The sequence below is a fragment of the Paenibacillus sp. Y5S-9 genome, assembly GCF_036894235.1.
Lineage (GTDB): Bacteria > Bacillota > Bacilli > Paenibacillales > Paenibacillaceae > Paenibacillus.
Map to the genome: position 1 here is coordinate 4,999,887 of NZ_CP145887.1, position 18,000 is coordinate 5,017,886.

Genomic DNA, 18,000 nt, shown 5'->3' on the forward strand with positions numbered 1-18,000 from the left:
ACATTTCTCATCCTTCATTTGCAGCTTTTATTAATAATTATTCTGTAAAAAACGTCCGATTTCCTCGTTCATCTGAACCAATACGTCCTGTGAAGGAAAATGTCCTGTATCATACTTGATGGCTTTTACATTCGTAATAATCTTTTGAGCTCGCTCAATACACTTATCCGCAGGGAAAAAGACATCCTTCTCCCCTACCAATAACAAGGTTGGTGACGTATAATTCACCAGTTCTTCTCGATCCGTGAGCTTGGGCAGATCCTGCTCTATGCTGACGTATTTAAAAAGTTTGCCGATAATGTTTTTATCCATTTCTTTCATGCAGTTGCACGACATGTTGTCCGTAATTTTTTGCAAAGAAGATGGTGAAGACGTCATGCGGTACTTGACGAGCGGCAGCGTGATATCCTGAGCTGTTTTAATTTTGGAATTGACCGCAAGACCAGCAGGAGCAACCAATACAGCACACGAGATGCGTTCCGGAATATAGGTAGCCAGTCTGAGGATAATGCCTCCTCCAAACGATGGACCGATAAATGCACTCTTTTCAATATCATAGTGATCCAGCAGATCCGACACCCATAAAGCCAAGCTATCAAACCGTGTGGAGATACTCGCTTCCTCACTATAACCAGGATGACCAATCGTATCAGGAGCAATAATCCGGTATTCCTTAAATAAGGAAGAGAACCATGACAACGTCATCGGATTCACACAATTACCGCCCTGGAGAATAAATAACGGCTTGCCATCTAGAGGACCCGTCAGTAAAACATGCGTCTTGCCAAAACGCGTCTCTACATACTCACGCGTAAAATCCTCACCCAACTCGTTCAAATAAATCTCATACTCTTCAAGTATGCTGCTCTTGCCTTCTTCACTTCTATAAATGGAACTCATGTCTGCCTCCTGCAATATATACTCAAATAACCCATTCTAGTGAATGGACTTGCTAATCGATGGACCAAAAAGATAAAGAGGGCCTGCAGATGACAGGCTCCTCCATATGTTTAACTAATCATATTCAGATGATTATAGAGCGGAAACTGGAAATTGTAAATAACGATTCTAATAGACCAAAAATAAAGGAGGCATCCTTTGGTTAAATCAATTTTATAACTCACTAAAAATGGATTTTTGTGACTAGATATAGACAAATTAAACCGCTTTGATCTATATCTAGCCTTGAGTGAAGTAGCTACAGGTATTATGAAATTGATACGGATAAATACTTACTTCCGGCCGTAATCCGCCTTGATTTCGCCCCACTGCTTGGTCTGCCATTTTAGCACTTTATTGCTGTACGTATTTGTCTGGAGCCACTGCTCCGCACGATCGATCATCAGCCAGATTTCTTCCGTGGAGTTGTCTCTTGGTAACGTTGTGGCTACTTTTTTCTGCTTTAGCCATTTCATGGCATTGACCGAGTCGGTATACACCGTTTTGGTACTGCCTTCTTTTTTCAAATGTGCGAGGGCATGTACAATGGCCAAAAATTCGCCCAGATTGTTCGTGCCTTTGGAGATCGGTCCGACGGAGAAAATAATCTCACCTGTGCGGGTGTCTACCCCTTTGTATTCTACAGGTCCGGGGTTACCCCGTGTCCCCACATCAACAGAGATACTGTCATAATCCACTTCTTCCGACGTTTCCATGCCTGCACTTCTTCCGGTACCAGCCGACTTCGTCTTCGACGCTCCGCCTGCACTAGAACCCCAGTTCCCTTTCCATCCGGCACGATACGCTTCTTCTGCAGCTGCTTTGGACTCATAAGATTTATATTTAGCTCCGGTATACTGATCCGTCTGTGCTTTGCATTCTGCCCATGTGTTATATACGCCTGGCTTCTTACCTTCCCAGACAACATAGTATTTCTGTTTTGCCACTGTGACCCGCTCCTTTGTTCACTTCATCAATACCCTATTGTAAACGATCCGGTGGGCGGAATGAAAGCTATGGATTTAGCCAACTGCATAATTCCTCCAACTCCAGAACAGTCTAAGAAGCAAAGCGCATACTGGAATAGAAAGGAATATACGTATGGACTGGATATGGAAATCCGTTTTACTTGTACTTATCGGCATGATTCTGCTGCGAATTGCAGGTCGCAAGTCGATCTCACAGATGAGTGTCGCCACAACGGTCATCATGATCTCCATCGGAACAACGATTGTACAGCCCATCGCGAATCATGAGCTTGGCAAAGCGATTGGATCAGCATCAGTCTTCATTTTGACATTGCTTGTAGTGGAACAACTGCAATTGAAATTTAATATTTTTGAACGGTTAATGAGTGGCAGTTCCAAAATCGTGGTAGAAGACGGAAAGGTCATTATAGCGAATCTGAAACGTATGCGTTATACGATGGATCAGCTCGAGATGCATATGCGACAGAACGGAATTACAAGTGTAGACGATCTGGAGACGGCAACGGTGGAACCCAATGGCCAACTCGGTTATGTCCTGAAACGACATGCTCGACCCGTGACGATTGGAGATCTGGAAGAGATCCTACGAAGTTATGCAATTACAGGTAGTAGCCCAGCAACGGGAGAACACTCCCAACAAGACAACAGCAGTAAGTCTTCAACGCATAGCGATAACTCCTCAGATGTTTTCCAAGAAGTCAGCAAAGGTGCTCATGCTCAGCCCGTCGACCCGAAGCTTCAGTAGACGCGCCCTCCCCTCCAAAAAAACAAAAGACCGCACCTATGAGCACTTATCAACAGCGCTCAAAAAGGTACGGTCTATTTATACTTCAATTGATTATTTCGAAGATTACTCCACATCATCCAAATGAAGATATAGTCCTAATCACCGTGTACTCAGGTAAGCGATGCCCAGGCCGCCCGTAACCGGATTTGTATAGATTTCACATTCTACATCAAATACCTCACCAATCATCTCACGAGTCAGAATATCAGCCGGTTTGCCGTGGACCACAATCTGGCCCTTTTTCACCACATAGAGATAATCGCAATATTCTGCGGCGAGTTCGAGATCATGCAGCGCTGCTAATATGCCAATGCCGAGTCCGCGGACAATATTTAGAATCTGAAGTTGGTATTTGATGTCCAAATGGTTCGTTGGCTCGTCCAGGATCAGGAATTGAGGTTGCTGTGCCAGGACACGCGCCAGTATCACACGCTGTTTCTCTCCACCAGACAGAGACACGTAATTGCGGTCTGCATGTCCAGTCAGATGTACTTTTTCCAAAGCCTGCTCCACGATTTCGTGATCTCGTTCATTATCCGTCTCCAACATTTTTTTGTGCGGGGTACGGCCCATCATGACCATCTCGCGCACTGTAAAATCAAAACTCAATTCATTAAACTGACCGACAACGCCCATATGTCTGGAAACAAGCTTTGGACTGGATTTGAGAATATCGGTATTGTCCAGAAAGACCTTACCTTGCTGCGGTTTAATCACTTTATAGATACTCTTAAGCAGCGTTGACTTGCCACAACCATTGGGTCCGATCAGTCCCACAAATTGTTTACCGTTTACCTGTAATGAAATATCCTTGATGATGTCCGTGTTCAGCACAGAGATGGATACATTTTCTACGTTCAGTTTCATGGTTAATTCCCTCCAAAACCGTAGCCTTTTTTGACCAGCATATACATAAACATCGGCGCACCAATCATGGCTGTAATGATCCCGATCGGCAACTCCACGCTGGATATGAGGGATCGTGCAATAACATCCGTCCAGATAAGGAAAATGGCACCAAACAGCACGGATACAGGCATCACTTTACGATGGTCTGAACCCACCAGACCCCTGACGATATGTGGAATAATGAGTCCGACAAAACCAATCATGCCACAGCTCGCCACCATGACTCCTGTCACCAAAGCGGTTAACAACATGTACACTCTTCGGTACACACTCAGATTAATACCCAGTGTAACGGCTGCTTCATCCCCCAATAACATCGTATTAAGAACTCTGGACTGTAAAAGGAAGAATAGAATCGCCACCAGCACGACGATACCCACGAGTGGAAGCTTGTTCCATCCAGAAGCCGCCAGGCTGCCCATGGTCCAGAATGTCACCGTTTTGATGCCTTCAGCATTGTTGGCAAAATAAATAATAAAGTTCGAAAAAGCGCTGCATAACGCGTTAATCACCATTCCGGCAAGCACCAGCTTGACCGACGTCATTTTCCCCCGAATCCCTGCCAAAGTCAGGACCAGTAAGGACGCACCCATTGCACCAGCAAAGGCCCAGAAAGCCACCCCGGTTTGACCAAGCCACCCAATTGCACCAAATCCAATGAGAATTGCAAAGGTTGCTCCAAGTGAAGCACCTGAGGATATACCCAGTATGTAAGGATCAGCGAGCGGATTCTGCACAGCAGCCTGCATAACAGCACCGCACAAGGCCAAGCCTGCACCGATAAACATCGCCATCAGCACCCGCGGGAAACGAATCTGCCAAATGATATCGGTAAAGGAACCTGCCTCGATGGGTGTTGTTCCCCACTGAAATCCCGTTAATTTGTATAAAAGGATACGATACGACTCCGCCAGTGGAATTTGTACCTGTCCAATGGAAACTGCAATACCTACAGAAATAATCGTGATTATGACTAAAGCTGCGATCAGTAAAGCAAACCCGGATTTACTATGAATCAGAGACTCTCTTTTCCCCATACGCTGTGTCTGAACCTGAACCGTCTGTGCCATCTCTTCCCCCATCAATTCGCGTAAAATGTAGAACAAATTAAATTTAGCTATTTACAAAGCTTTTTCTCGGATTATAATTGAGAATGATTATCTTTGTCAATTTAAAACACATAGAAAAGGGGTTCATCATTTAATGAAATTCACATCCAGAACCATTGGCTTCGCTGCTCTAAGTCTCCTGTTAATGCTGCTTGCAGCCTGTTCGAATGCATCAACTTCTTCCCCTGCCGAAGAAACAACTTCAACAACTAATACGACAGAAACTTCAGCTCCTGCTGAGAATACAAATAAAACGACGTACCCGCTCACCATTGAGAACTTCACAATCTCGGGTGAGGGCCGCGAGTGGAAACCAAAAGTGCAAGTATTTGATAAAGCACCTGAACGTGTGGTTGCGAATACCCAATCTGCGGCTGAGATGCTCATCAAATTGGGCCTTACCGATAAAATGGTTGGTGTAGCTGCTCTATACGGTTCCGTTACACCGGATGTGGCTGATGATTTCGCCAAAATTCCGGTATTGTCCAAGGATTATGTAGGTAAAGAACTGGTTGTAGGTGCAAGCCCGGATCTGGTACTCGGACGGGGTGACCTGTTCGCTGATGCAGACTGGGGTGTAGGTACCGTCGATGGATTAAATGACATGGATATCCGCACGTTCCTTCAAACGACGAATCACAAAGGCACACTCGATAGCCTGTATAGCGATATTGCACAACTTGGGCAGATCTTCGACGTTCAAGAAAATGCCGCAACATTCACAGAAAATCTGAAGACTCGTGTTGAAGCCATTAAGGCAAGTGTAGCCGATCAGCCTGAGCGTACTTTTGCCTATATCGTACCCGCTACAGAAGACACCATTACGGTAAGCAGCATGCAGAACGATACGTATCAGCTTGATGCACTTAGTCTGTTGAAGCTAAAAAATACGTTTGATGGTGTGCAAGGTGAGGTAAGTGTTGAGCAACTGATCACAGCGAATCCAGACTATCTTCTTTTGTCCGCGTATGCCGGTTCACCGGATATCGACAAGCTGATTCAGAATCTGTATGCCAACCCTGCCCTGCAAAGTATGAATGCAATCAAGAACAAACAGATCTATGTCACGGATTTCAGCCAGTTCTGGGGTTATGGATATCAAATTCTGGACGGTATTGAGAAAATGGGACAGGAAATGAAAGCTAATCCGATTAAGTAATCGCCGGATGTTGGCTTGTAATGTCATATTGAAGTATTAAAATGAAATAAAAGCAAAGGAGCAGGAGAAGAAATTCTCACTGCTCTTATACAATATTGCGCATGCAAGAAATCAAGGATCAAAGCTTGACATTAGTTTGATAACAAACTATATTACACATATGAAAACAAGAGACGCTATTTCACTCATATCCAAAATTAAAGAGAAGGTCAACCGCTTCATCCTTACTGAGATGGCTGAGCAGGGAATCCAGGATCTCGCCACGTCCCATGGGGATATCATCTATGCCCTGTACAACAATCACAGGATGACCATGGCTGAAATCGCCAAAAAAATTGGCAAGGATAAATCCACAGTGACTGCACTTGTGGACAAATTGGTGCGGACAGGATACGTCCTCAAGGAGCGTGATGCAACAGATTCACGAGTTGTTCATGTGGCTTTGACTGCAAAAGGCGAAGAATTAAAACCTGTCTTTGAAGAGATATCTCAGCGCATGTTGGACGCGTTCTATGCGGACATTACGGAAGCGGAGAAAAAAGAACTGCTGCGAATTTTAATGAAAATTCATGGCAACTTCTAATTTTTTTTGGAGAAATAGTTTGATATCAAACTAATAGTTTAGAGGAGGTTTTTGGTATGATGGACTACACTCAATTATTACCGGAACATGAGGTAAAGAAGATCGGAGAACATGATTTACACTTGGAAATATTCCAAGGAACCCCGCCTCATGACGAAGAAACAACGACCAAGAAGCCCCCACTGCTGTTCGTTCACGGTGCATACACAGGCAGCTGGATGTGGAGTAAATATATCCCCCACTTTGTCCAGCACGGTTGGACCTGTTATGTCATGAACCTGAGAAGTCACTACAAGAGTCGGGTCATGGACATGACAAAGATTACGTTTGAGGATTATTTGGAGGATATTCGTGAAGTGTTGGCCGAATTCAACGAACCTCCTGTTCTTATTGGCTTTAGCATGGGTGGGATTCTCAGTCAAAAGATTGCAGAAACCGTTACCCTGGCAGGCCTGGTTGTGATCGACGCCAGTCTGAGCAAGCAAGTCCATGAGCTAATCCCCTACCCGGAAAGCAATCTTATCACACCTGGGATCATCATGCCTGCACCTGTCCGTGATGAACTGACCAGTATAGATGAGACGACAGAAGACATTGCTTTTTAGCGAAAATATCTGCAAACGGAGTCTGCGAAGGCATTTGCTACCTTTTCAGTTCTGTGTGGAGCCGATGGAGTATCCATTAATGGTGATCTGATCTGTTGCCCCAGCTTGGTGATTAAAGCTGTTTCCTGTGAAGACGAAGATCGGAGAGGCAAATTAACTGCCAAGCAGCTGCATGCCGAATATGCCGGACTCTGGGATACAACACATACGGGTTTACTGGTAGGCCAACGGTACATGGAACCTGTCGAACTCATCCTTGGATGGTTGAACAGACAGCATCTTTTGAATTAACGGAGAAAATTTCAAAATAAAGTAAATATCATATTAAAACCTCCTTCCTGCCTTTCATTAAGGCTGCAAGAATATAAAAAATATAAATACCCGCCCAATCTGATTGGACGGGTCTACTTATTAACAAAGCTAAGTTCTACTGTCTGTTACTGCTCAAGTTTCTCTTTTTGAGAAGGTAGATCCCCGCAACCAGGATAAACCACACCGGCGTGACAAATAACGCCACTCGCGTGTCCTCAGCCAAAGCCAATACTACCAGCACAAATGCCAGAAAAGCTAAGATCAAATAGTTCGAGAACGGATAAAGTGGCAGTTTGAAGCGGCTGCGACTCGCCAGTTCGAGCTGAGTACGACGATATCTGAGATGACAGATCACCATGATGCCCCAGACAAAGATAAAACACACGGTAGACACGCTCGTGATCAGCGTAAATACGCCTTCTGGCATGATATAATTCAGAACAATTGCGATTAAAATAACAATCGTGGAGAAAAACAACGCGTTGGAAGGAACCTTCCTGTTATTCAGTCGTGCAAACGATTCGGGTGCGTTGCGATCCTTTGCCATGGAGAACACCATACGGCTTGTACTAAAAATCGCACTGTTACACGCTGACGCTGCGGACGTTAGCACCACAAAGTTCACAATTCCAGCGGCGGCCGCAATACCTACAGCTGCAAACACTTGTACAAACGGACTTTCAGTAGGTACAATGGCGTTCCACGGGTAGATACTCATAATAATCAGCAATGCGCCAACATAGAAGAGCAGTACCCGGATCGGAATCTGGTTAATCGCTCTAGGAATAACCTTCTCCGGATTCTCCGTTTCCCCCGCTGTGAGTCCCACCAGTTCCATGCCTACAAAGGCGAACACCACCATCTGGAACGATATGATGAACCCATGCAGTCCATTCGGGAACCATCCCCCATGACTCCACAGATTGGTGAAACTCGCTGGACCCTGATCCGTTGTAAAACCTTTGAAAATCATATATAAACCAACAACAATGAGTGCCAGAATAGCCACGACTTTAATCAGGGCAAACCAGAATTCCATCTCACCAAACAACTTGACCGTTGCCAAGTTCATGATCAGCAAAATGACTAACGCAATTAACCCTGGCATCCACTGAGGTACATTTGGAAACCAAAACTGTGTATACAATCCAACGGCCGTAATATCAGCCATGGCAATGGAGATCCAGCAGAACCAATAGGTCCAGCCTGTAATAAATGCCGCCATATTTCCCAGGTAATCACGCACAAAATCGACAAAGGAATGATACTGCAAGTTGCTTAACAGCAGTTCCCCCAATGCACGCATGATCAGGAACAACACCACACCCGTAATGATGTAGGCCAGCAAGATGGATGGCCCTGTCAGTTGGATCGTTTTGCCTGCTCCGAGAAACAGACCTGTACCGATCGCACCACCTATCGCCATCAACTGTACATGCCTGTTCTTTAATCCCCTTGTTAACGTTTCTTGCTGCATGATCAACCACCACTCTCTTTCTGTACATGCTCTCTACGATGCAAAATATTATTACTCATCATATAATAATCTGCTCAGAATACATATCCCCCATTTATAAATTTTTGCACAGCAAAGAGGATGTGCCATAAGTCATGGATATGACGGGAGACATCCTCTTTATTGTGTTATTTTGTTTTAATGAACCTGACACACGCTATTCGCTCCCATTTCCCCAGATCTGAGATCTAACGAATCACAGAGACGCTATTTCGTCGATTCACTGGATTTTTTAGGTTTGGAAGTCCATTTATGATGAAATAGCGCTACTGAGGTTCGTTAATTCTTGTAACCGTTGATAATCTGCCTTTTAAGGTGCGGTAGGTTCGTTAGCGCTTGGGCGAGGCGGAATCCCTTTTGAGACTCCCTGATTATGTACACATTTATCATACATACCTAATGAAATATATTAAAATATAAACCAAGCTTAGAGCGGCAACGACTAGAAAGGCAATGGCTAATGAACGTTCGGTTTTCCAAACTCGAATAGCATTAGCAACACTAATCATCAATAGCGCAATCAAGTTAATATTACCCGAGTTTGATTGGAACATGTTAAAAACGATCATCATAAATCCTACGATCCAGATTAACAAAAACCACAGTGGAGTTTTCCGAAAAAGCTGCTTCATTATGATTTACTCCTTTTATATTAAATTGATCTGTGTATAAGATATTCTTCAACAGGAATGAAAATTCCTTTATTTAGGTTATAATCCCAAATAATTAATACTATTCAGAGCCAATTTTAAGCATCTTCACAGTAAAAAGGGCTCCCGATAAAGGCGCCCTCTAATCTGTTCAGCTATTCCGCTTGCCTTATTCAATCTGTTCTGAGGATATCAATTAGTGTAATTTCATTTCCCTCTTTGTCCGTACCAACTTCAGAACGCGCAGTGTATCAAATTTTCGATCTTAATGCATCTCCCTACAAATGCGGAAGGTTCAGAAAGCACCATCTTTTTAACGAAAAGTGCTATCTATCCAACAACTATTTTTGCTTATAAAACTCATGATACAGCTTCATTAACGCTCGTTTCTCAATCCGTGATACATATGAGCGTGAAATGCCCAGTTCCTTCGCAATTTCGCGTTGAGTTCGTTCCTCCCCGCCTGCTTCCAGACCAAATCGACCGATTACAACTTCCTTCTCCCGGTCATCCAGGATATCTAGATTGCGATAAATTTTGCTTTTTTCAATCTTAAGCTGTACCCGATCTACAACATCATCAGCTTCTGTGCCAAGGATATCGATTAATGTAATTTCATTGCCTTCTTTATCCGTACCAATAGGGTCATGCAAGGATACGTCTTTTCGTGTTTTCTTCAGGGAACGCAGATGCATCAAAATTTCGTTTTCAATACATCTCGCGGCAAATGTGGCAAGCTTTGTGCCTTTGCCTTGTTGAAAACTTTCGATCGCTTTAATCAAACCAATGGTTCCGATGGAAATCAGGTCTTCCTGATCTTCACCCGTATTGTCGAACTTTTTGACGATATGCGCGACGAGGCGCAGATTGTGTTCAATGAGCAGATTGCGAGAGTGAGCATTGCCTTCAGCCATAAGGCGCAAATGTTTGGCTTCATCATCCTCAGCCAGTGGCTGGGGGAACGCATTATTTTTGACATACGAGACGAGTAACGTTAACTCTTTAATGAATAGAGCAATTGCGGTAAACAATCCGGGCACAGATGACACCTCCTGCAGTTTTACAACGATCTGGCCTGAGCACATGTGGGAACAGGGTCGATCTATTGTATGTAGGCAGAGGCCCAGAAGTGCATGTACGGGGAAATAGGTACGGGCTATACAGCTTTTAAAAATATTATTTTATGTAAATGGAGTGGGTAGCATATCCAACCTTTTAATATTGTCATTCTCCTTTCTTAATGAATTATCAATTTTATTAAGATACGATAAAAGAAATTTATTCCATTAAAGTTGTAAACATGCTAACATAATAAAGCGCTACTTTTCGACTAGCAAAATAGTACATAAGACTCAGGAGGTTGTTATGGGAACCGTATCACAACAGAAAGCGAAAAAGGAAATCAAGAAAGTAGACAGACTTGGCAGAGCAGTAGTATCCTTTATATTTAGCTTTATTGGATTAGCCTCCCTAGCTTTATTCCATATGGCAATGGAAGCAAATAAAAGCTACAATGCAAATGGAAACGGAATAATGATCACAATTGCATTGGTTTTATTAATTAACGCAACTAGTTTTTTTCTTGGCATGAGTGCTAGACGCTCAACATCGGGAAGAGGGTTGGCTATTGCGGCAATTACTATAAGCGCAATCCCACTGACTCTTATGCTTCTATTAATAATAGCTACATTACTTGCGATGCTTTTAATGAACTAAGCCCTCACTGGGCTTATATTTATTTCATCAGTACTATTGTCAAGTGGCTAGATCCCAGTAAACCATTATAAGTGGTGTTAGATTCCTTAAGTCACAACTGATTATACTTCTTTTGGGTTTATACTTTTATCTACTCTTTTGGTTACATAAATAAGACTTGTTGTTTTCGCGAATAAATTTATTTTTCATCTCTATCCCCCTTCACTCTAAATGTCTATTTTAAAGAAAACTAAAAAAAAGCGACACCCTAGGGCCAAATCACACTAAATAAATTTTCAAAGATCTCGCGAAGAATTCACAGACTCACAGAAACTATGGAGCCAACCCGCTGAAGCAGAAGAAATTCTTTTTCCACACTTTCGATAAAATACTTCTTTTCACCAAATAGGACAACATCATTCTGGGCTAATGAAACATCGCTTTTAAAATAGATCACATTGTCCGTTTCACGGAACGCACCTTTGTAATAAAACATCATATCCCTCTCCTTCATAACACTACCTATGTAATCAATTAAACCATTACTTACACTCTCATTAACCCTATCCGCAAAAATAAAAATACCTCATATGTTCCATTCCGATCACTTGATTCATAACAAAAACCCCAGCTCTGTACAAAACAGAACTGAGGCCTTTACTCACCCTATGAGAATCCCCGTAAATATTCGTGAGCCCCTAAATCCCTAGGAATACCGGTTAATTACTTGAAGATTCGTTGTGAGAACTGATACAAGCCGCTGTTCCAGACAGATGGTTCATGTCCACCTACATCCAGATACCAGGTATGCGGAATGTTCATGCTGCTCAAGCCGTTTTTGAAATTCTGGCTGACCCATAACAGACCATCACTTGATCCACAGGAGATCCAGAGCAATTTGAGTTGGCTGGCAACTTGTCCCGGGTTGGAAACCAGCTGCGATACAGATTGCGTATTCGGTGCAGCCGAGAAGGCCCCTACCCAGGCGAAGGTATTCAGATTTTTCAAACCAAAGTTAAGCGACTGCCCACCACCCATGGACAGACCGGCCAACGCACGACTATTCTTGTCTTTGTACACCGGATAATTGGCCTCGATATGAGGAATCAAATCCTTGAGCAAGTCTTGCTCGAATCGTTCAAACGCAGCCACTTTGTCCGGAGCAAAAATGTCACCAACTGGACGGTCGTCCTTCATGGCACGGCCATTCGGCATGACAACAATCATATCTGACAGCTTACCTTCAGAATACAGGTTGTCCAGAATGTTCTTCGGTTTCATGGCGTTTACCCACTCGTGCTCATCTCCGCCGATACCGTGCAAGAGATACAGGACGTTATACTTTTTATTCTGTGAATATCCTGGCGGTGTATACACCGTCGCTTTCCGTGTATTGCCTACCGTTGTGGAATAATAGGAGATCAGATTGGTATTGCCGTGTGGAATATTGTTACGATACGCATCATAACCCGGCGGTGCAGGCACAACCGGAGTGTTAGCCAGCGCATTTTGTCCCGTATTATCCATGGTGCCGGTCGCTCCCTGATCGATCACCGCCTGAATGGGGGTTGTAGCTGGAGTTTCCTGCATATCGGCTGCAGACGCCATCGTTGGTACAAGGAGTGCTGCTGTGATGGAGAGACTCAGAATCTTGGACAGACGTTTTTTCATCAATATCAATCTCCTTTGGAATATGATTTTCAACCGTGTACAAACCTCATAACAGGTCTTTCAGATACACACAAAACCTCAATTGAAAGCCCTTACATTTTAAAGTAAAGTTCCTCCTTTCCACGCATGAATACGGACCGCCATCCTTTGCCTTTCCCAATATGGAAGTAAAGATCCACGATCCATAATTTACAATCAATTCCAATTACAACTTTATTATATCACCTCCCAACACTTGTACATCATCAAAAAACTTAAATAACTATATCTTATACTTTAAAAAGTATACTTCTGCACACCACCATACCCTCTATTCGCTTCCCCAGCTTCGGATCTCATCATGATATAAAAAAAGCCTCAACTCTCCGTGTTCAACGGAAGAATTGAGGCGAACGTATTCCATTTTCAACTTGCCGACGCTGCCTCTGCTACCTGGGCAACCTCTGGTCCATGATGTTTACGATCCATGAACAGACTGAAGAGCAGTCCTAGCAAACCCAATCCGGCAATAACTGCTGCATACAAAGGTACCGATACAAGACCCGTGTGGGTAATTGCATACCCGCCCAGATAGGCACCACCTGCATTTCCCAGGTTAAATGCGGAGTGACTTGATGTTGTCGCCAGCAGCGGCGCTTCGCGGGTCATATTCATGATTCGAATCTGCAATCCCGGCATGATGCCAAAAGCTGCAACGCCCCACAAGAATATAGTGATTACAGCAAGATAAGGGTTCTCCAGAGTAAGTGTAAGTGCAGCCAGAAGCACCGCCAGTATCCCAAAATTGACGATCAGGGAAGGCATCAGCTTCCAGTCCGCCAGACGGCCGCCAACCATGTTCCCCAAGGTAACGCCGAAGCCAAAGAGCACCAGAATCCAGGTCACATTCTGTTCGGCAAAACCACTAATGTCCACAAGCATCGGCGTGATGTAAGTGAACACGGCGAATAGACTTCCACATCCCATCGCTCCAACAAGCAGAACCAATAATACTTGGGGCCGAACCAAATTCCGAAATTGCTGTCCGAGGTTTGCTGGTGCTCCTTGCGGGAGCACGGGAATGAAACGAATGATGCCAATCAACGAAATGATGCCCAAGATCGTAATCGCTCCGAAAGATGAACGCCATCCAAGTTGTTGCCCGATAAACGTACCAAAAGGAACACCAATAATGTTGGCAATCGTAAGCCCCGCTAGAACAACCGATACCGCTCCTGCCCTTCTCTCGGGTGCAACAAGCCGCGTTGCCATGATTGAACCTACACCGAGGAACGTACCATGGGCAAATGCCGTTAATATCCGTGCCGAGATTAACAACCCGTATGTGGGAGCAATGACAGACAATGCGTTACCGATAATGAAAATGCACATGAGCAGCACCAGCAGTTTCTTCTGTGGAATCTTGTGAGTAAACACGGTTAATATCGGTGCACCTACCGCTACACCCAGCGCATATCCCGTAATGAGTTGTCCTGCCTGTGGAATGCTTACATTCAAATCTGTTGCTACATTGGGCAGCAGGCCCATAATAATAAATTCAGTCATACCAATCGCAAAAGCTCCAATAGTCAAGCATAACAGGGACAATGGAAACGCCCCTCGTTTACCTGACTGTGAAACCTGTGGTTGTATTGTGTGTCCAATCGTGCTCATAGATGTTCTCTTCTCCTATCTCTTAATCAACGATGTTCTGTCGCCTTCAACCACAAGGCATCTGTTAGTTGTTCGAACGTTTCACGCATAGCCAGCTTGTCCCGCCAGTGTGCCGGAATACCACTCAGTCCATAATAAGCACCTGCAATCTGCCCATACACCGCACCTGTAGTATCCGCATCATCACCCAGATTCACAGCTAACAATGCGCCTTCTTCAAAACTTGCCGACTTATGGAACGCCCATAGTGCTGCCTCAAGTGAACGAACCACATAGCCACTGCCCTTAATTTCGGGCGGTTCTTTCCTCTGATAGGAGCCCCTAACAACCTCTTCAATAGCGGGTGAAAAAGAAACCTCTTCCCTCCACTGTCTGCATGTCTCCGGCATCAGCATGACGTTTTTGTCCGCTCCGCGCAGACCGGCAACAATTATGGCGGCCAGCACTTCACATGCTTCCACGCTTTCCGTTGCAGCATGTGTTGTACGAGAGCTCAACCCAGCATAGCGGACCGCCTCGTTAGGTTGATTGGCATAAGCCATCACGACAGGAGCAAGCCTCATGATAGAGCCATTACCCGCCGTCATCGGGTCAGTTGATCCGCTGTAGGCTTCCCCAGTTACCTCAAACCTCTCCAAGGCACTTCGGGTGGCCCCGCCGATATCAAAGCAATCGCCTGTGCTGCTCATATACCCGACCTTGTACCAATTGACGTATCTGCGCATCTGATCCGCAGGATCAAAGTCTGCCTTGCGTACCAAACTTTCTGCCAGACATAGAGCCATGGATGTATCATCTGTCCACTGCCCTGCCTCCAGCCCGAATACGCCACCTCCCACCATATCCGTTACAGGTTCAAACGTGCCCGGGCTGCTGAATTCCACGGTAGTTCCGAGCGCATCACCCACTGCAAGCCCGATGAAGCAGCCATTGAAACGGTCTTTTTGCAGCATCCTTATCTTCCTCCCTTACTCCATATACTTTCAGAATCTTTCTTCCATTCTCCCACAGGGCCTGATCCGGCGTAAAGCTAATAAAATCCAATCAATTAAGCTCCATTTCTTCTATTATAAAAGTGTCGAAAGCTGTTGAACGGCCAGATTATCAAATTTTCATAAAAAAAGTTTTATTTTTTTGAGCTGTAAAAACAGTTTATTCAGTACACCGCTTACATGCAAAAGGGTTAACGGTTTGCAACGTTCATCATTTTCTGAAAACAAATCACACATGTGAAAATTTTCAATGTAAACAATCATGACGCGCTTGACCCCTAGGTTTGTCCTATGTTACGGTTTTATTAGCTTAAAACGCATATTTTTTCCCAAATTAATATTCATTTTCGATTTACTGCGTCAACTAACTTCCCGCAGGTTAATGAATATACGGAAATGAATTTGCAGAAAATTTTCATTCGTTTTTTTATTCCCAAACTAATTCTGAAACAGGAGGAACAAATTTATGATTAAGGCACTGGTATTTGATTTCGACGGAACGATTATTGATACAGAGACAGCATGGTATATTGCTTTTCGTGATGCTTACAAGGAACATGACGTGGATCTAACCCTGGAGATGTATTCACAATGCATCGGGACCAGTCTGAAAACATTTAATCCGTATGAGTACCTCATCACAGATTTGAATCTTCCGATCGATCGGGAAGCGTTCAGGGAATCCGTTCAGTTGCAGCACGCTGCATTGATGAACAAAGAGAAGGTTCGTCCTGGTATTCAGGAATATCTCGAACAAGCACGTGAAGCCGGACTGAAACTCGCTGTAGCATCCAGCTCCAAACGGGATTGGGTTGAACAGCATCTGGAACAACTGAAACTGAAAGATTATTTCGAAGTTATTTGTACCGCAGATGATGTTGCCAATGTGAAGCCTGACCCGGAACTCTACAATCAAGCGCTTGAAGCCCTTGGAGTAACTGCAGACGAAGCCGTAGCGATTGAGGATTCACCTAACGGCGCGCGTGCAGCTGCTGCGGCTGGTATGCACTGCGTAGTCATCTCGAATACCATCACAGGAACACTGGAATTCGATATGCCTCACCAACGGCTGTCTTGCTTGACTGACCTCGCATTTAACGATTTGATTTCGAAACCACTCGTCACTACCGTCTAAAGGTCTGCACGAATTTCGCGATTTAATCCTTAAAGGGGGAGTTCACACATGAAAGCTGTACATTTTGGTGCGGGCAATATAGGCCGCGGTTTTATCGGTCATATGTTGTCCGCTTCCGACTACGAAGTCTGCTTTGTCGCACGTAACCCGAAGAAAATCTCCATGCTTCAAGAGAGACAGGAATATCCGATTACACTTGCCAACAGCGAACAGGATACAACGATTGTCAACAACGTGACGGCTATCAATGTGAGTGAGCAGAATCTGGTTGCTGAAGAGATCGCTTCAGCCGATGTGATCACAACCGCGGTGGGTGTATCTGCACTCGGAGATATCGCCGAACCTATCGCCAAAGGCATTCAACTTCGCATGAAAAACAATATTCAGGCTCCACTGCATATTATCGCTTGCGAGAATGCTATAGGTGGGAGCACCCGGCTGAAGAAACGCATCTATCCATTTCTGGATGAACAAACTCGAAAAAAAGCCGAACGTTATGTTTCTTTCCCCAATGCAGCTGTGGACCGGATTGTTCCGGCTCAGAACCACAAAGACCCGCTGCAGGTCACTGTTGAACCTTTTTACGAATGGGTCGTTCATCGTCCAGCACTTCTGGATGGTTTTAAGAAAATAGATGGCGTCCACTATGTGGATTCGCTTGAACCTTATATTGAGCGTAAAATGTTTACTGTAAATACAGGCCATTGTGTCGCAGCATACTTCGGCTATCTCGAAGGATTCAAGACGATCCGCCAGGTGATGAGTAATTCCACCCTGCGGGCCAAAGTGCGCCATGTTATGGAAGAGACCGGTCAGATGCTCATCCAGAAGCATGGATTCAACGCACATAAGCATAACAAATATATCGACACCATACTGGAACGCTTCGCCAATCCCAACCTGACGGATCAGGTCACCCGGGTTGGACGTTCCCCCCTTCGCAAGCTTTCGCCTCATGATCGGCTTGTTCGCCCAGCGCTGCAGGCCAGTGAATTCGGAATTGAAATTCCTCATTTAACTTCTGCTATGGCGGCCGCAATGCTGTTTAATGACAAACGCGACGAAGAAGCCATGAAGCTACAACACATGATTCGCGAAGATGGCGTCTCCGCCTTTATCCGTGAACGCATGGGAATTCCCGACGAACATCCCGTTCATCAGAATGTAATCGCCCGCTATCAGGAACTCAGAGGGCGTAAGGAATCGACTATACTAACCTGAGTAACGGATCAGGGCATGGGTTCGATCCTGCAAACTGAATAGAAGCACGGCCAAGAAGCCGGGAGGAACCTATGC

At 44.6% G+C, this 18,000-nt stretch carries 17 protein-coding genes; 7 read left to right on the plus strand and 10 right to left on the minus strand.

Translation table 11 applies throughout. From position 1 onward, the window contains the following. Positions 1-30: 30 nt before the first annotated feature. Together V6669_RS22025 and V6669_RS22030 are read right to left on the minus strand one after the other, a co-directional pair. Positions 31-900 carry an alpha/beta hydrolase gene (locus tag V6669_RS22025; RefSeq protein WP_338588062.1) on the minus strand — a complete coding sequence of 290 codons (870 nt, stop codon included), beginning with the start codon at positions 898-900 and terminating at the stop codon, positions 31-33. A gap of 332 nt (positions 901-1,232) precedes the next feature. Next, a complete protein-coding gene (locus V6669_RS22030) occupies positions 1,233-1,886 on the minus strand; it encodes a ribonuclease H family protein (RefSeq protein ID WP_338588063.1) in 654 nt (217 codons plus the stop codon). A 154-nt stretch (positions 1,887-2,040) separates the two neighbouring features. Between V6669_RS22030 and V6669_RS22035 the strand changes: the two genes are divergently transcribed. Then, positions 2,041-2,673 (plus strand): DUF421 domain-containing protein, encoded by a 633-nt coding sequence (locus V6669_RS22035; protein ID WP_338588064.1) that lies wholly within the window; start codon positions 2,041-2,043, stop codon positions 2,671-2,673. Positions 2,674-2,814: 141 nt separating this feature from the next. Here V6669_RS22035 and V6669_RS22040 read toward each other — a convergent pair whose 3' ends face one another. Together V6669_RS22040 and V6669_RS22045 are read right to left on the minus strand one after the other, a co-directional pair. Beyond that, positions 2,815-3,582 (minus strand): ABC transporter ATP-binding protein, encoded by a 768-nt coding sequence (locus tag V6669_RS22040; RefSeq protein ID WP_338588065.1) that lies wholly within the window; start codon positions 3,580-3,582, stop codon positions 2,815-2,817. 2 nt (positions 3,583-3,584) lie between these two features. Further along, on the minus strand, positions 3,585-4,694 hold the full coding sequence (locus V6669_RS22045) for an iron ABC transporter permease (protein WP_338588066.1): 1,110 nt from the start codon (positions 4,692-4,694) through the stop codon (positions 3,585-3,587). A gap of 133 nt (positions 4,695-4,827) precedes the next feature. Between V6669_RS22045 and V6669_RS22050 the strand changes: the two genes are divergently transcribed. From V6669_RS22050 to V6669_RS22060, 3 genes are all read left to right on the plus strand, one after another. Next, complete coding sequence (locus V6669_RS22050; protein WP_338588067.1) at positions 4,828-5,892, plus strand: ABC transporter substrate-binding protein; 1,065 nt, start codon at positions 4,828-4,830, stop codon at positions 5,890-5,892. Positions 5,893-6,028: 136 nt separating this feature from the next. Beyond that, entirely contained in the window at positions 6,029-6,475 is a 447-nt protein-coding gene (locus V6669_RS22055; RefSeq protein WP_338588068.1) for a MarR family transcriptional regulator, read from the plus strand. Positions 6,476-6,531: 56 nt separating this feature from the next. Continuing rightward, positions 6,532-7,080, plus strand: coding sequence for an alpha/beta fold hydrolase (locus V6669_RS22060; RefSeq protein WP_338588069.1), 549 nt, complete (start codon positions 6,532-6,534; stop codon positions 7,078-7,080). A gap of 427 nt (positions 7,081-7,507) precedes the next feature. Here V6669_RS22060 and V6669_RS22065 read toward each other — a convergent pair whose 3' ends face one another. Both V6669_RS22065 and sigK read right to left on the minus strand, forming a co-directional pair. Continuing rightward, positions 7,508-8,869, minus strand: coding sequence for an amino acid permease (locus V6669_RS22065; RefSeq protein ID WP_338588071.1), 1,362 nt, complete (start codon positions 8,867-8,869; stop codon positions 7,508-7,510). A 1,030-nt stretch (positions 8,870-9,899) separates the two neighbouring features. Beyond that, positions 9,900-10,598, minus strand: a complete 699-nt coding sequence (sigK, locus tag V6669_RS22070; RefSeq protein WP_090915017.1) for an RNA polymerase sporulation sigma factor SigK — start codon at positions 10,596-10,598, stop codon at positions 9,900-9,902. Positions 10,599-10,923: 325 nt separating this feature from the next. Between sigK and V6669_RS22075 the strand changes: the two genes are divergently transcribed. Further along, positions 10,924-11,274 carry a hypothetical protein gene (locus V6669_RS22075; protein WP_338588072.1) on the plus strand — a complete coding sequence of 117 codons (351 nt, stop codon included), beginning with the start codon at positions 10,924-10,926 and terminating at the stop codon, positions 11,272-11,274. Between the two features lie 295 nt (positions 11,275-11,569). Here V6669_RS22075 and V6669_RS22080 read toward each other — a convergent pair whose 3' ends face one another. The 4 genes from V6669_RS22080 to V6669_RS22095 form a co-directional block, all read right to left on the minus strand. After that, positions 11,570-11,752 (minus strand): hypothetical protein, encoded by a 183-nt coding sequence (locus tag V6669_RS22080; RefSeq protein ID WP_249912092.1) that lies wholly within the window; start codon positions 11,750-11,752, stop codon positions 11,570-11,572. Positions 11,753-11,976: 224 nt separating this feature from the next. Further along, positions 11,977-12,924 (minus strand): alpha/beta hydrolase-fold protein, encoded by a 948-nt coding sequence (locus tag V6669_RS22085; RefSeq protein ID WP_133385683.1) that lies wholly within the window; start codon positions 12,922-12,924, stop codon positions 11,977-11,979. 405 nt (positions 12,925-13,329) lie between these two features. Continuing rightward, entirely contained in the window at positions 13,330-14,577 is a 1,248-nt protein-coding gene (locus V6669_RS22090) for an MFS transporter (protein ID WP_338588073.1), read from the minus strand. A gap of 26 nt (positions 14,578-14,603) precedes the next feature. Beyond that, a complete protein-coding gene (locus V6669_RS22095; protein WP_338588074.1) occupies positions 14,604-15,530 on the minus strand; it encodes an ADP-ribosylglycohydrolase family protein in 927 nt (308 codons plus the stop codon). 505 nt (positions 15,531-16,035) lie between these two features. Between V6669_RS22095 and V6669_RS22100 the strand changes: the two genes are divergently transcribed. Continuing rightward, positions 16,036-16,704 carry an HAD family hydrolase gene (locus V6669_RS22100; protein ID WP_338588075.1) on the plus strand — a complete coding sequence of 223 codons (669 nt, stop codon included), beginning with the start codon at positions 16,036-16,038 and terminating at the stop codon, positions 16,702-16,704. A gap of 48 nt (positions 16,705-16,752) precedes the next feature. Beyond that, complete coding sequence (locus tag V6669_RS22105; RefSeq protein ID WP_338588076.1) at positions 16,753-17,925, plus strand: mannitol-1-phosphate 5-dehydrogenase; 1,173 nt, start codon at positions 16,753-16,755, stop codon at positions 17,923-17,925. Positions 17,926-18,000 lie beyond the last annotated feature (75 nt).

Bases quoted from the DNA above. Each gene is read 5' to 3' on its own strand.
- V6669_RS22025 (WP_338588062.1), bottom strand. From the start codon at position 900: ATGAGTTCCATTTATAGAAGTGAAGAAGGCAAGAGCAGCATACTTGAA.
- V6669_RS22035 (WP_338588064.1), top strand. From the start codon at position 2,041: ATGGACTGGATATGGAAATCCGTTTTACTTGTACTTATCGGCATGATT.
- V6669_RS22040 (WP_338588065.1), bottom strand. From the start codon at position 3,582: ATGAAACTGAACGTAGAAAATGTATCCATCTCTGTGCTGAACACGGAC.
- V6669_RS22045 (WP_338588066.1), bottom strand. From the start codon at position 4,694: ATGGCACAGACGGTTCAGGTTCAGACACAGCGTATGGGGAAAAGAGAG.
- V6669_RS22050 (WP_338588067.1), top strand. From the start codon at position 4,828: ATGAAATTCACATCCAGAACCATTGGCTTCGCTGCTCTAAGTCTCCTG.
- V6669_RS22060 (WP_338588069.1), top strand. From the start codon at position 6,532: ATGATGGACTACACTCAATTATTACCGGAACATGAGGTAAAGAAGATC.
- V6669_RS22065 (WP_338588071.1), bottom strand. From the start codon at position 8,869: ATGCAGCAAGAAACGTTAACAAGGGGATTAAAGAACAGGCATGTACAG.
- V6669_RS22075 (WP_338588072.1), top strand. From the start codon at position 10,924: ATGGGAACCGTATCACAACAGAAAGCGAAAAAGGAAATCAAGAAAGTA.
- V6669_RS22080 (WP_249912092.1), bottom strand. From the start codon at position 11,752: ATGATGTTTTATTACAAAGGTGCGTTCCGTGAAACGGACAATGTGATC.
- V6669_RS22085 (WP_133385683.1), bottom strand. From the start codon at position 12,924: ATGAAAAAACGTCTGTCCAAGATTCTGAGTCTCTCCATCACAGCAGCA.
- V6669_RS22090 (WP_338588073.1), bottom strand. From the start codon at position 14,577: ATGAGCACGATTGGACACACAATACAACCACAGGTTTCACAGTCAGGT.
- V6669_RS22095 (WP_338588074.1), bottom strand. From the start codon at position 15,530: ATGCTGCAAAAAGACCGTTTCAATGGCTGCTTCATCGGGCTTGCAGTG.
- V6669_RS22100 (WP_338588075.1), top strand. From the start codon at position 16,036: ATGATTAAGGCACTGGTATTTGATTTCGACGGAACGATTATTGATACA.
- V6669_RS22105 (WP_338588076.1), top strand. From the start codon at position 16,753: ATGAAAGCTGTACATTTTGGTGCGGGCAATATAGGCCGCGGTTTTATC.